This is a genomic window from Betaproteobacteria bacterium (genome assembly GCA_009377585.1).
GTDB lineage: Bacteria > Pseudomonadota > Gammaproteobacteria > Burkholderiales > WYBJ01 > WYBJ01.
Genome location: WHTS01000080.1, coordinates 14,312 through 28,615 on the forward strand (window position 1 = coordinate 14,312; position 14,304 = coordinate 28,615).

The following is a 14,304-nucleotide window of genomic DNA, read 5'->3' on the forward strand; positions in this document are numbered from 1 at the left end:
TTTTGACTCCGGATTGTGGGTTGAGGTGTCAGGCGGCCTGCTGCGCCCGGACGATCGTATAGTCGATCTGCTCGAAGTCGAGCCCGCACTCGGTGCAGCGGCGCATGCGAATGAAGTCCCAGCGATTGCCGGCAGTAAGCGTATAGCGCCAAGCGGGGTCGAATACGCCGGGCGGAAGGAGCAGGGAAGGTTGGTCGCCCGCGAGCATGATCGCGTCGTAGTGCAAGGCCGGTGCGGCCGGCGTGCTGCGAGGCACCTGCCGGGGATCGTTCAGCGCGACCCGGGCGCCCTGCGCGGAGCCCGGAAGCTTGTACATGCCGATTCGCAGCGTGCCGACTTGCAGCGTGTTATGGGCAGCGCGGTTCAAACGACGCACGGCGGCGAGCGCCCATTGCGCGCTGTCCGGGCTGCGGTAGGCGATCAACAAACCCGGCTTCACCCAGGTGATCGTGCCGGTCGCTTCGGCGCCGAGCCCCTTGTCGCTGGTGTCGGCGATCCGCCAGAGCTCGATCGCTCCCGGTTCGAGCGCACGCTCGAAGGTCTCCAGATTGCGCAGCGCCTCTTCGGCGGAAACCGTGCGCGTTTCGGTGGGTGCACGCAGTTGCACGTCGTTGTGCCCGCGCACCACGCCGTTGATGTCGTAGGCGCTGAAGCGGTCGTATTCGAGCGCGCGCCCGGTACGGGCGAGCTCGCCGAAACCGATCAGCCGCCGGATGAGCGGGAGATCGTGCGCGACCAGGATTTCGCCGGCCGCCGGCTCGCGTCGGTGGCGGCGGGCCGGTGGCTCGAGGGCCCATTGCGCGGCCAGGGCAGCGAGCAACTCCCGGTAGCGCTCGGCCGACAGCTGGCTCGGCGCAAGCCATTGCGGCGTGCTGCGGGCTCGTTCGGCACATTCGCGCTCGGCCAGGATATGTGCGTAGGCCTGGCCCAAGCCGAAGAAACGCATGCCCGGACGGGTGGCCAGTCCGTCCAGCCAGCGCATCGGCCGGGCGTCGCGCGCGGGATCGAGCGCGAAAGGCATGGCTGTCGCATCGAAGCTTTCGCCGAGACGAAATTCCGCGGCATGGCGGCGCAGGAGCAAGTCGACGCCGTGAATCTGTGCGGGCAACAGGTTCGCGTTCGGCGCTGTCTCCGACGCAGCGGCGACCAGGTACTCGCGCACTAACGTGGTCTCGCCCGGCTCGTCGGGATACAGCGCCAGCAATGCGCTTGCGGCCGAGCGCGCAGTCGCGAGCTCGAGCAAGCGCTCGATCCGGTGCCACGACGCGGCCGACGGTTCGCGGTAGCGCATGCGCAGCAGCATGTTGCACTTTGCCATGGCCTGCATGGCGCGGCATGCGGCTACGGCGATTTGCGCGTGCATGGCGCTATCGCAGGCGCCGGCGTCGAACGCTTCAATGGCCGCGGTGTAGCCGGCATCGAGGGCGCGATAGTATTGGAACAGGTGCTTCCATACGCCTTCGCACAGCACCTGCCGGGGCGAATCGTCGAGCAGGCGGCGCGCCAGGACGCGGCACGAGCTGCGTACGAATTCGTCCAGCGCACACAGGGCCTGCAAGCGCGCCGCTGGTGCGATCCCGAGCTCGCGGGCGGCCTCGAAAACCGCCGCGACCGCCTGCAGCGATGCCTCCGGCGTACCCGCAGGGAGCCCCGCGATGAAGCGACGCAGCGCTCGCGGCGTACTCAGTTCGCGATCCAGCGCATGCCTGGGCTTGCGCCTCCCGACAATCCATTCCCACATGATGCTGCGTTCCCTCGCCTGGGCCGAAGCGGCTTTGCAGCGGACCGCGGCCCGATCGGGCTCGATGGAATCCGCGTCGGCCGCAGCAGCCGGCGCCGGCATTCCACGTGAGCATCGTCGTATAACGGCAGGATGCGCCGGGACCTTAGCTCGCCCGCTGCCCGGCTGCGACGGCGCGAGAGCCGCCGGATACGGCGCTTGGGCCGGCGGGCTTTAGGCGCTTCAGACGAACGCCGGCATCACTTCCCTGGAGAACAGCTCCATCGAGCGCAGTACCCGCGCTTGATCCATGTCGCCGATCCAGAAGCTGCAATTGAAGTGGGTGATGCCGACGACGTCCTGCAGCCGCTTGATCTGGCGAATCACCGTGTCGGGGGTGCCGATCACGAGATGGCGCTCGAGCAGCTCGTCGATGCTCGGCTCCTTGGGCGCCGGCACCGCGATCGCTTTGCCGTTCTCGACCTTTTCGTAGTGGTTGCGCAGACTCAGCGTGACGCGCATGTTCCAGCGCGCGTGCTCGGCCGCGTCGCGCGCATCGGCCTCGTCCTTGGTGACGTAGACCGCGCGCTGTACGCCCACGTTCGGCTGGCGCGGAGGCTTCACTTCATCGACCACTTTCTTGAACAGCCGGCCGAATTCCGCCAGCATGTCGACGGTGATGCCGAAGCCGCCGGTGAGCACGTTGAACCCCTGGCGCACCGCCTGCTCCAGCGCATAAGGGCTTTGCGCCACGATCCAGATCGGCGGATGCGGGGTTTGCACCGGCTGCGGAAAGACCGAGGTCTCGGGCAGCTGGAAGAACTTGCCTTCGTAGGTGAACGGGCGGCGCTCGAACGCCTTCATGATGATGTCGATCGATTCGTCCCAGCGCTTGCGCGCTTCGTCCAGCTTGAAGCCGAAGCGCTCGAACTCGTAGTGCTGGTAGCCGCGGCCGAAGCCCACGTCCAGACGCCCGCCGCTCAACAGATCGAGTGTGGCCACTTCTTCCGCGACGAGCAGCGGATGGTGCAACGGCACCACGATGACGGCCGTGCCCACGCGCAGCCGCGTGGTTTTGGCCGCGATATAGGTGGCGAGCTGGACCGGGCGCGACAGATAGCCGTAGGTGGAAAAGTGATGCTCGCCGAGCCACACGTTGCGAAAGCCCAGCGATTCCGCCGCCTGTCCGAGCTCCACGCCGCGCGCGAAGATTTCCGTCGAAGGACGGGCAGAGGGCGATTGCATTAGCAGAAACGTTCCGATATCCATGGCTATCCCTTATCAAACTGCGCAACTTGGATGACGATCGACCAGCGCGCCGGATGCTCCCATCTCCCCTCGGGAGAGCGCTCGGGGTGAGGGATCGGGTCGTTCTACGAGCCCGTGTCCGTGCCTTGCAGCGGCCGGTCATTACGTCGCCGATGATACCGCGCGCATCGCGGCTTGCGCGCGGGCGCGTGCAGAATGTGCATCGGCAAGTTCAAATAGTGGTCCGGTGGTCCGGGTAACGGCAACGGTTTTTCGTGAAAGCTTTGCTTGCATCGCCTCGCGAGCAAAAGGTCCTCGGCCGCTGCCCACCTTGCTGCTACCATGCCGCGCAGAAACTTCCGGAAATGGGGACGCACACAATTTCATGCGCGTGAGAAATGGCGCAGCAGGTAGGAGCAAAATTGTGTGCGTCCCCATTTCGTCGATCGCATCGGCCAGACGACGATGGGTGCTGAGGGCGACATCACGGTCGTGACGACGGGCATGCTGCCCGCGCTCCTCATCGCGGCCGGCATCCTTACCGCCCCGGTGGCGCTCATCCTTCTCTGGCTCTATCGCCGAGCAGTGATCCGCTCGATGGCGGGCGCTACGCCGGCTGCGGCCCGGGTCGGCGCGGTTGCGCCGTCGTACGCTCATGCTTCGTCGCAACCCCTTCGAATCCAGCCCATCGATAGCAGCCGCGAGCCGGACGAGACCGCGCTCTATCGCCGCACGCGTCGCTCGCTGACGGCGCTCGGGTATGTCTACGCGGCAGCGGGCCTGGCCTACGCCCTCGTATTCGCGTGCGCCTGGATGGTCGTGTCCGGCGGCGACGGTTTCGTGTCGAGCCGTTTCCTGTGGCTCGCCGTCTGCTACGCCTGGCCGACGGTGATCGCGGTCGGCATCGTGAGCGCGTTGAGCCGCGGCCAGCGCCATGCGCTGGCCGGCGGCTATTTTCTGCTGCTCATGCTGATCGCGGCGTACGCGGCCGTGCGCAATCCGCAGTTGTCGCTGGGCCAGCTCGGCTTCTTCTGGATCTTCGCCAATGCCGCGCCGAGCGTGCTGTTCCTCGCATTCCTGCATCGGCGCGTGCGCGCGGTCGGACCTCTCGTGCTCTGCTTCATGATCGCCGCCGTGACCGGATCGCAGCTTCTGCTCAGCCTTGTCGGCGCGAGCGACTATGGCATGCGGATGGCGGTGGACGTCGGCGCCGCGTGGGGCTTGGGCGGAACCGCGATGTTCTTCGTCATCCTCATCATTGGGTTCTGCCTGTTCGGGCTGCTCGGCTGGCGCGTCCTGAAGCGCCTGGGCAGCCGCTACCGCCGCCGCAAGACGAGCGACCAGGCGCTCATGCTGGACGCGATGTGGCTCGTGTTCGGCATCGTCCAGTCGATCACACTCTCGTTCGAAGGCTGGGCCTGGCTTTTCACCGGGCTTGCCGCGTTCGGGCTCTACAAACTCGTGGCGGTCCAGGGATACCGGTGGCTGCGGCACGAATCTGATCGCGGGCTGACGCTGCTCCTGCTGCGCGTGTTCTCGCTGGGACGGCGCAGCGAGCAGCTGTTCGATGCGCTGTCCAAGGCGTGGCTGCGTGCCGGCAGTATCACCATGATCGCGGGCCCCGATCTGGTCGCTTCGACCGTGGAACCGCACGAGTTCCTGGAATTCGTCGGCGGCGGATTGTCGCATCGGTTCGTACGCGACGATGCGGACCTCGAGCGCAGGATGCGCGCAATGGCACACGGACCCGATCCCGACGGACGTTATCGCGTCAACGAATTCCTCTGCTACGCCGACACGTGGCAACAAACCATGAAGCGCCTGGCGGCCGGCGCGGACGCGGTGCTGATGGACTTGCGCAGTTTCGCGCCCGACAATCAGGGCTGCCTGTACGAGATCGAACAGCTTCTTGCCGGGGTCGACTTGCGCCGCGTCCTGCTGATCGTCGACGAGACCACCGATCGAGCCTTTCTCGAAGCCGCGCTGCACGCGGCCTGGGAGCGCGTCGCTGCGCAATCGTCTGCTGCCCGCTACGCGGCACCGGAGGTGCGCCTGCTTCACCTCGATGGACAGGACGGCAAGGGGCTGCGTGTTTTGCTGAAGCTGCTGCTATCCGATTCGACCGAACCGATCGACGCAGCCGCCGGATCGGTCGCGCCGGCGTGAGGCCGCACCCCTTCGTCGCCATGCACTTCGGCGTCAAGGCGAAGCGGCGCACCGGACGCGTCGTGTGGATCGACAGCCGCACGCTGTAGCTTCGGCGGCGATCGGCAGTCGCGCCTGGCGGCTGCACTACAGCTACAACGCCGAGCCGCTGGCGTCGAGGCTTCGAACCGAGCTCAATGCGGCGCTCGACTACGGCCCCGACGACCCGCAATCCACATTCCCCCTGAGTCAGCAGAGGCATGCAGCTTGCGGGATCAAACTTGCAACCCTGATATGCAGAGGAGAAGACCCCATGGCAAACATCGAGAAATCGATCGAAGTGAAAGTGCCGGTCCATACCGCATACAACCAATGGACCCAGTTCGAGGAGTTTCCGCGCTTCATGGAAGGTGTCGAGGAAGTCCGCCAGCTCGACGATTCGCACCTGCATTGGCGCGCCAAGGTCGGCGGCAAGGAGGAGCAGTGGGATGCAGTAATTACCGAGCAGATTCCCGACGAGCGCATCGCGTGGAAGAACGTCACCGGAGCACGCAACGCCGGTGTGGTTACCTTCCACAAGCTCGACCCGCAGACCACCAAGCTCATGCTGCAGCTCGACTACGAGCCCATGGGTGCGATGGAGAACATCGGCTCTGCGCTCGGTATGGTGGGGCGCAAGGTGGAAGGTGATCTGGAGCGGTTCAAGGAGTTCATCGAGTCGCGCGGCGCCGAGACCGGTGCATGGCGCGGCGAGGTGCGTCAGCAGCACTGATCACACACAGTGGCCGCGTCATGTTGCGGCCCTAGCAGTTGAAAGCGCGGCGGTCCCCTTGGGCTGCCGCGCTTTTCGTGTCCGCACCCGATGCGACGATAGGTGCGTGGAACTCAAATGCCTGAGGTTCGATCGCGGCCTCCGCGCTGTCCGCTAAGCCAAGCGATATGACGAGCGCGACGAGCCGGGCTGCGTCGATGGTACGATTCGCGCGAGACAGCACGCGGAAGCAGACATCTACGCATTGCAGCGGCAACTTGGCAGGGAGGAGCCTGATATGCGTCCCCGATTCGCCTACGTAGGTGGCTTCACGACCGAAAAGCGCAAGGCGCGCGGCAAGGGGATTGCCGTGTTTCGCATCGATCCGGATAGCGGCGCATGGCAGCGGGTGGAGGATTACGACGCCATCCCCAATCCCCATTTCCTCGCGCTCGACCGCAGCCAGCGCTTTCTTTACTCTGCGCACGGCGACAGCTCCGAGACCGCTGCGTATGCGCGCGATCCCGGGACGGGCAAGCTGCAGTTGCTCAACAGTCAGCAAACCGGCGGCGACAATTCCTCCACCGTCACGACCGACGCATCCGACCGCTTCGTGGTCCTTGCCAACGGCCCGGGCGTCGCAGTCTTGCCGATCCAGGCCGACGGCTCGCTCGGCACCCGCTGCGAACTGGTGATACCGCCTGGGGAGCCGGGTCCGTGGCGCAGGGAACAGCATGGACCGCATCCGCACCAGGCGATCTTCGACCCGACCGGGCGCTTCGTGGTGGTGCCCGACAAGGGCCTGGACAAGATTCATGTGTACCGCTTCGATGCGGTGCACGGCAAGCTCGCCTGCTGCGAGCCGCCGTTCGTGAAGGCGCGCTACGGCGCGATCCCGCGGCACATCGCTTTTCATCCGCATGCGCCCTATGCCTACGTCGTGAACGAGATGGATTCGACCGTGAACACGTATCGATGGGACAACAAGCGCGGCGTGCTCGAGCCCTTCCAGCGCATCGCGACGACACCCGACAGCTACGTCGGCGACAACACCGGCGCCGAGATCGCGATCCTGCCCTCGGGGCGTTTTCTCTACGCCTCCAATCGTGGCCACGACAGCATCGTCATCTACGCGGTCGATCCGCAAAGCAGCAGGCTTGCCCATGTCGGCTGGGAATCGGTGCAAGGCCGCAAGCCGCGCTTCTTCGGCCTGGATCCGGATGCAACGCATCTGTACGCCTGCAACGAGAACAGCCACACGATCGTGGAATTCCGCATCGACTCCGAAACAGGCGCGTTGACTGCGACCGGGCAGGTGATCGAGACCGGCAGCCCATCTTGCATCGTGTTCGCGAAGTAGGGTAGTCGATGCGCGTGAGTTCGGTCGTGGTGGAAACGAGTCTCCGTCGGCGGGTGGAGCCCATTCTTGCGTGGGGAATTTCTCTTCGCTCCACTGCTGATGCGACTGCGCCCGCGCGCTCACGCAGCGTAATGCAGCACCGCAAAAACATGGAAGCCGGTACCCGCAACGACGAAACCATGCCAGATGGCGTGCGCGTAACGCAAGCGCGAGTCCAGCACGAAGAACACGACGCCCGCGGTGTAGGCGATGCCTCCGGCAACGAGCAATTGCACGCCGGGTAACGGTACCCGTTCGAACAGCGGTATTGCGGCGATGAGAACAAGCCAGCCCATGACGAGATAGAGTCCCGTGGAGATCCACGGGTGCGCGAGGCGGTTGCATGCCTTCAGCGTGACGCCGAAGGCGGCGAGCGCCCAGACCAGCCCGAACAGCGTCCAACCCCAGGCACCGCTGAGCACACCGAGCGTGAACGGCGTATAGCTGCCGGCAATGAATACGTAGATCGCACCGTGATCGAGCTTCATGAGGACGCGCTTGGCGCGGCCCGCCGGCAACGAGTGATACAGCGTTGAGATGAGATACAGCAAGATCATGGTTGCCGCAAACACGCTGGCGCCTGTCACGCTGGCGGCGCCGAAACGGCTGGCCGCCACGATCAAGAACGGCGTCACCGCGATCGCTGCGAGCAGTGCCATGCCATGACTGAGGCTATTGGCGATTTCTTCGCGGAAGTCTTGCGGACGATCGATCACGCGGCCATTTTCTCATGCCGGCGAGCGCTACTGCAGGATTCATCGTGTTTGCGAGCCAGGGCGCCGGCCCAGCCTATCTGTTGACGCGTATCCCGGCCTTGTCGATCACCACGGCGAGATGCGTGCTTTCCGCTTTGATGGCGGCCGCGAACGCTTCCGGCGTCGTGCCGACGGTCTCGACCCCGGAGTTGAAGAACCGCTCCCTGGTCTCCGGGGTGTTGAGCACGCGCACGGTTTCCTGGTGCAGGCGCGCGACGAGCGCACGCGGCGTCTTGGCCGGCGCCCAGAAGCCGTAGATCGCCTCCGAGGAGTAGCCGGGAACACCGAGGCTGGCTATGGTCGGAATTCCGGGCGCGAGGGCGGATGGTTGCGCGCTGGTCACGCCGAGCGCCTTCAGCCGTCCGGATTTCACGTGGCCAGTCACCGAGCCGGTGGTGGCGAACATGACCTTCACCTGGCCGGCCAGCACGTCGTTCAGCGCCGGGCCGCCGCCCTTGTAGCCGATGCGCGTGAGGTTCACCCCGGCCATCGCCTTGAAGACCTCGGCTGCCAGGTGATTCGATGCGCCGACCGGCCCGGAGGCATAGTTGATCTCGCCTGGCGCGGCCTTGGCCTTGGCGACGAGCTCCTTGACGCTGTTGACGCCGAGCGAGCCGTGCACCACCAGGATGTTGGGCGAGCGCGTCGTGAGCGATATCGGCGCGAGGTCGGTCCAGTGATCGTACAGCACGCTGTCGAGCAGCGGCGAAATCCAGACCGTGTTGTTGTGCACGAGCAAGGTGTAGCCGTCGGGCGTTCCCTTCGCCACCGTCTGCGGCGCGACGTTGGTGCCGCCGCGATTGTCCACCACGATCTGCTGGTTCAGCCGTTCGGCGAGCCCGTGGGCGAGCAGGCGGGCGGTGAAGTCGATGCCGCCACCGACGGCCGCCGTGACGAAGCGGATGGGGCGGCTGGGATACGCCTGTTGTTGCGCGCTCGCTTCCACCGCGCACGCCAGCAGACACGCGAGACAGAGGCCGCACGCACGTTGGGCTTTCATGCTCTTCTCCGACTCCTGATCGTTGGTGTTCCGCAGCGGCGACTCGATCGCACCGAACGTCCGATCGTCCGGACTCGATCGCACCGAACGTCCGATCGTCCGCTGTGCTCCGGAATCGCGGTATTCTAACCTCCTCACGTTGCGGAACCGCCGATGTATTTCGACCTGCGCCTGTGGGCTATGACTGTGGGTCTGCGCACGCGCATGGCGCTCGGCGTGCTGCTGGGGCTCGCGTCTCTGTGCGTCGGCATCGCGCGCTTCGTGTTTCTCGGGCGCTTGCTCGTGCTCGTGCTGCAAAGCGCGCCCCTGGACGAGCTCCGCGCGCCCGCGCTGGGTGTCATGGCCGCTATCGTGCTGCGCGCGCTGCTCGAGCGTGCGCGTCTCGCACTGGCGCATCGCACCGCCGCGCACGTGCAGGCGCGCTTGCGCGAGCGCTTGTTCGAGCGCGTGCTCGCGCTCGGTCCCGGCTGGTTCGCCGGCAACCGCACCGGCGGCGTCATGCTCTCGATCGTCGACGGCGTGGAGCAATTGCAGACGTTCTTCGGGCAGTACCTGCCGCAGGTCATGATTTCGGCCTGCGCGCCGATTGCCATCTTCGCGGTCATCGCGTGGTGGGATCTGCCGGTCGCCGCCGTGATGCTGGTGGCCGCGGCCAGCGCGCTGGTATTGCCGGGTCTCTTGCATCGCCAGAACCGGGCGGCGGCGATCGCGCGCTCACGCGCGTTCAAGGCCTTCGGCGAGGAGTTCCTGGACGCGATGCAAGGCTTGCCGACGCTGAAGGCATTCGGTCAGAGCAAGACCTACGGCCGCATGCTCGCCGACAAGGCGCGCACGCTCTCGAACGACACGATGTGGGTGCTCGGGTTGAGCGTGATGACGCGCGGTATCACCGATATCGCCATTGCGGTCGGTGCGGCGGCCGGGCTCGCGCTCGGCGTGTATCGCGTCTCGAATGGATTGATGGGCCTGGAGGCGCTGCTGATCGTGCTGATGGCGGGCACCGAGATCTTCCGGCCGCTGCGCGACCTGCGCGCCGTGTTGCATCAAGGCATGGTCGGCCAGTCGGCGGCCGAGGCCGTTCTGGATCTCCTCGGCGCCAAGAGCGACGCGCCCGTCGCGGGACCGGAGCGATTCGAGCTCGCTCGAGCCCACGCGTCGATCGAGCTCGACCATGTCGGCTTCGCTTATCCGGGGCGTGCGCGGCCTGCGCTCGACGGCATTTCGTTCTCGGTGACAGCGGGCGAGCGGATCGGCATCGTCGGCCCGAGCGGGGCCGGCAAGTCGTCCATCGTGCGCTTGCTGCTGCGGCTGTACGACCCCGTCTCCGGGGTAGTGCGGATCGGCGGTCGCGATCTGCGCGAGCTCGATCCGGCCGACATCCGCCGTTACCTCGCGATCGTGCCGCAGGACGCGTATCTGTTTCACGGCAGCGTCGAGGAGAATTTGCGGCTCGGCAAGCCCGATGCGAGCATGGCTGAGATGGAAGCCGCGGCGCGTGCGGCCAATGCGCACGAGTTCGTAGCTGCGCTGCCGCAGGGCTACGGGACGCTGATCGGCGAGCGGGGCACGCGGCTTTCCGGCGGACAGCGGCAGCGGCTCGCAATCGCGCGCGCGTTGCTGCGCGATGCGCCGATCCTGGTGCTGGACGAAGCGCTGTCGTCGGTCGATGCCGAAAACGAGGCGCTCATCCAGCAGGCGCTCGAGCGTCTCATGCAAGGCCGAACGACGCTCATCCTGGCGCATCGGCTGTCGAGCGTGATCGGCTCGGATCGCATTCTCGTGCTCGAGTGCGGCCGCCTGGTGCAGAGCGGTCGCCATGCCGAGCTGATCGTGCGCGAGGGTCCATATCGTCATCTCATGGGCGCTCAGGCGGCGGAGCAGAAAGGTGAATCAATCGCCACCGCATCGGCGCACGCACGTGCGGGGGATACCGAGGAGAGTCCGGGCGAAAGGGATTCTGCGGGCGGCGAATCGCCCGCCCTTCGGGTGCGCGACCTGGATGCGGATGCGGCCGCTGTCGGCTGGAAGGAGACACTGGCATCGCTCGCGCGCGTCATCGCCCCGTGGCGCGGCCAGCTCGCGGCGACCACGCTCTCCGGGATCGGGCGCGTGGTCGCGTTCATCGCTGTGGGTGTGCTCGGCGCGCTTGCCATGGCAGCAGTGAAGTCGGGCTCGCCTGCACAACTCTGGGTGATCGCGCTGTTGATCGTCGCGCCGCTCGCGGGGCTCCTGCATTGGCTGGAATCCTGGCTCGCGCACGACATGGCGTACCGGTTGCTTGCGCAGATGCGCATCGACCTGTTCGCCCGGATCGAGGCGCTGGCGCCGGCGTATCTGCTGGAACGGCGCTCGGGCGACCTGGTGGCGCTCGCGACTCAGGACGTGGAAACGGTCGAGTACTTCTTCGCCCACACGGTCGCACCCGCGATCGTCGCGACCTTGATTCCCTGCTCGGTGCTGCTGTGGCTCGGCGTGACGGCATGGCCGCTCGCGCTGGCGCTGCTGCCGTTTCTGGCCTATGCCGGATTAACCCCGGTGCTGCGCCGGGGGCGGGTGGATGAAATGGGATCGCAGGCGCGCGCCGCGCTGGGTGCGCTCGCCGCGCATGTCACCGAAACCATCCAGGGCCTCACGGAGCTGACCGCATTCGGCGCCGCCGCTACCCGGCAAGCACAGTTCATGACGCTCGTTCGCCGCTACCAGGCGCAGCGGCTGCGGCTGCTCGACGACCTTGGCCGGCAGTCCGAGGCGCTCGAGATCGCAACCGGCCTGGGCGGCCTGGCGATTGCCGTGACCGGCGCGGCGCTGGTCGCGAACGGGATGCTCGATCCGCTGCTGCTGCCCATGCTGGTCCTGGTCGGGGTCGCAGCATTCCTGCCGGTTTCCGAGATCGCGCAGGTGAGCCGGCAGCTCGCCGACACCATTGCCTCGACCCGGCGCCTGCACGTCGTGCACAACGAGCCGGTGCGTATCGTCGACGGAAAGTCCGCGAGTCGAGTGCCCGCGAGCGTTTCGGTCGCCTTCGACGGCGTGCGCTTCACGTATCCGGGCCGGCTGCGCCCGGCGCTGTCCGAGGTGACCTTCGAAGTGGCCGCCGGTGCGACCGTGGCACTGGTCGGGGCTTCGGGTGCGGGCAAGACGACCATGGCCAACCTGCTGCTGCGTTTCTGGGATCCGGAGGCCGGCGCGGTTCGCATCGGCGGTGTGGATTTGCGCGATCTGCCGGTGGACGAATTGAGACGCCACATCGCCCTGGTCGCTCAGGACACGTACCTGTTCAATACGACACTCGAGCAGAACATTCGCATCGCCCGGCCCGACGCCGACGATGCCGATCTGGCGCGGGCGATCGAGCACGCCGCGCTGTCCGAGTTCGTGGCGGGCCTGCCGGAAGGCTTACGCACCCGCGTCGGCGAGCGCGGTGTTCAGCTCTCCGGCGGCCAACGCCAGCGCATCGCGATCGCGCGCGCGTTTCTGAAGGATGCGCCGGTGCTGATCCTGGACGAAGCGACCTCGCATCTGGACGCCATCAGCGAAGCACAAGTGCGCTCGGCGTTGGTCTCGCTCATGGTGCACCGAACGACGATCCTCATCGCGCATCGGTTGTCCACCATCCGCAGCGCCGATCGCATCCTGGTGCTGAGGGAGGGTCGCATCATCGAAAGCGGCACGCATGCGGAATTGCTTGCGCGCCGCGACTTCTATGCGCACCTGGTGGATCGGCAGATGACGAGCGTCCGGGAGCGCGTGGCCGTATAGCGCGCTGCTGTATAGCGCGCTGCCGTACTGGCGCGCTGAATGCAACAGGAGACGGCCATGCAATGCACGCACGATCCCCACGGCAGCCGGCTTCCGATCAAGCTCGACTCGGCGAGCAACGGCGAGTACGCGCCGATCCCGCTCGAAGCGGTGCATCGCGAGGCACGGCAACGCGCGTTCGCTGCCGCGGAGAAAAACGCCAGGCGTCTGGCGATCGGGCGCCGCGAATTTTTGATCTCCGCGTGCGGTGCGGCGACGGCCTTGATGGCCATGAACGAAGCCTACGCGCGGCACGGCCTGACCGGCGGCTTTTTCGAAATCCCAAAAGGGGCGGCGCTCGATCTGCATGCGGCGCGAAGCGCCGTGGACGGAAAGGAGCTCATCTTCGACGTGCAGGGCCACTTCGTGAATCCTGCGGGCGCGTGGACCAAGCGCTTGCCGCCGGGCGCCAAGCCACTGCAGATGCCCAAGACCGCAGCCTGCGGACCGATGCGCGGGTCCGGGCAGCTCGATTATTTGCAATGCATCGGTCCGGACGAGTTCGTGAAGGACGTGTTCATGGACTCGGACACCGACCTGATGGTGCTTTCGTTCGTCCCGTCGAGGCGCGAGGCGGAGCCGCTCACGATCGAGGAGGCGCATGCCACTGCGCGCATCGTCGAGCGGCTGGATGGCACCCATCGGCTCTACATCCACGGGCGGGTCAATCCGAACCAGCCGGGCGATCTGGACGGCATGGACGAGCTTGCCCAGCGCTATCGGATCGCTGCATGGAAGACCTATACCCAGTGGGGGCCGGATGGGAAGGGCTTCTTCATGGACGACGATCCGGGCATCGCGCTGATCGAGAAGGCACGCAAGCTGGGCGTGAAGAACATCGCCATCCACAAGGGGCTCGCGTTCGGACCGCGCTCGTACGAGCACTCGACCTGCGCGGACATCGGCCGCATCGCCAAGCGCTATCCCGACGTGAACTTCCTCATCTATCACTCCGGGTTCGTCTCGGGCGCCAAGGAGGGGCCGTATGACCCGCAGCGCAGCGACGGCGTTGACGGGCTGGTGACCAGCCTGGAGCAGAACGGCGTCAAGCCGGGCTCCAACGTGTATGCGGAGCTGGGATCGACCTGGCGTCTGGCGATGCGCGACCCGGATACCGCGGCGCACCTGATCGGCAAGCTGGTGCGCTGCTGCGGGCCGAAGAACATCCTCTGGGGCACCGACTCGATCTGGTACGGCTCGCCGCAGGATCAGATTCAGGCGTTCCGGACGTTCCAGATCTCGCCCCGGCTGCGCGAGCAGCACGGATACCCCGAAATCACGCCGGCGCTGCGGGCCGACATATTCGGGCTGAACGCGCTGAAGATCTATCCGGTACCGCCGGAGGTTTTGCGCATGCACGTGAAGGGGGACAAGCTCGCAGCCGAGCGCGAGGCCTATCGTTCGGAGCGGCCGGATCCCGCCTTTCTCACCTACGGACCGAAAACGCGCCGCGAGTTTCTCAACTTGCAGGCTTGGGCGGGCTGATCG

At 66.3% G+C, this 14,304-nt stretch carries 9 protein-coding genes; 5 read left to right on the plus strand and 4 right to left on the minus strand.

Features of this window, described 5'->3' with window-relative positions:
- Positions 1–28 precede the first annotated feature (28 nt).
- Together GEV05_21220 and GEV05_21225 are read right to left on the minus strand one after the other, a co-directional pair.
- Complete coding sequence (locus tag GEV05_21220) at positions 29–1,741, minus strand: hypothetical protein (protein ID MPZ45858.1); 1,713 nt, start codon at positions 1,739–1,741, stop codon at positions 29–31.
- A gap of 222 nt (positions 1,742–1,963) precedes the next feature.
- Positions 1,964–2,989 (minus strand): LLM class flavin-dependent oxidoreductase, encoded by a 1,026-nt coding sequence (locus GEV05_21225; protein ID MPZ45859.1) that lies wholly within the window; start codon positions 2,987–2,989, stop codon positions 1,964–1,966.
- 405 nt (positions 2,990–3,394) lie between these two features.
- On the opposite strand from GEV05_21225, the gene GEV05_21230 reads away from it, so the two are divergent.
- From GEV05_21230 to GEV05_21240, 3 genes are all read left to right on the plus strand, one after another.
- Positions 3,395–5,134: a hypothetical protein gene (locus GEV05_21230; GenBank protein MPZ45860.1), complete on the plus strand. Its 1,740-nt coding sequence runs from the start codon at positions 3,395–3,397 to the stop codon at positions 5,132–5,134.
- A 292-nt stretch (positions 5,135–5,426) separates the two neighbouring features.
- Positions 5,427–5,885 carry a cyclase gene (locus tag GEV05_21235; GenBank protein MPZ45861.1) on the plus strand — a complete coding sequence of 153 codons (459 nt, stop codon included), beginning with the start codon at positions 5,427–5,429 and terminating at the stop codon, positions 5,883–5,885.
- A gap of 277 nt (positions 5,886–6,162) precedes the next feature.
- Positions 6,163–7,224, plus strand: a complete 1,062-nt coding sequence (locus tag GEV05_21240) for a beta-propeller fold lactonase family protein (protein ID MPZ45862.1) — start codon at positions 6,163–6,165, stop codon at positions 7,222–7,224.
- 119 nt (positions 7,225–7,343) lie between these two features.
- Here GEV05_21240 and GEV05_21245 read toward each other — a convergent pair whose 3' ends face one another.
- Entirely contained in the window at positions 7,344–7,922 is a 579-nt protein-coding gene (locus GEV05_21245; GenBank protein MPZ45863.1) for a hemolysin III family protein, read from the minus strand.
- Between the two features lie 130 nt (positions 7,923–8,052).
- Positions 8,053–9,018, minus strand: a complete 966-nt coding sequence (locus GEV05_21250; GenBank protein MPZ45864.1) for a tripartite tricarboxylate transporter substrate binding protein — start codon at positions 9,016–9,018, stop codon at positions 8,053–8,055.
- A gap of 153 nt (positions 9,019–9,171) precedes the next feature.
- Here GEV05_21250 and GEV05_21255 point away from each other — a divergent pair, with 153 nt between their 5' ends.
- Together GEV05_21255 and GEV05_21260 are read left to right on the plus strand one after the other, a co-directional pair.
- Positions 9,172–12,777: an ATP-binding cassette domain-containing protein gene (locus GEV05_21255; GenBank protein ID MPZ45865.1), complete on the plus strand. Its 3,606-nt coding sequence runs from the start codon at positions 9,172–9,174 to the stop codon at positions 12,775–12,777.
- Positions 12,778–12,834: 57 nt separating this feature from the next.
- Entirely contained in the window at positions 12,835–14,301 is a 1,467-nt protein-coding gene (locus tag GEV05_21260; protein MPZ45866.1) for an amidohydrolase family protein, read from the plus strand.
- Positions 14,302–14,304: the final 3 nt, after the last annotated feature.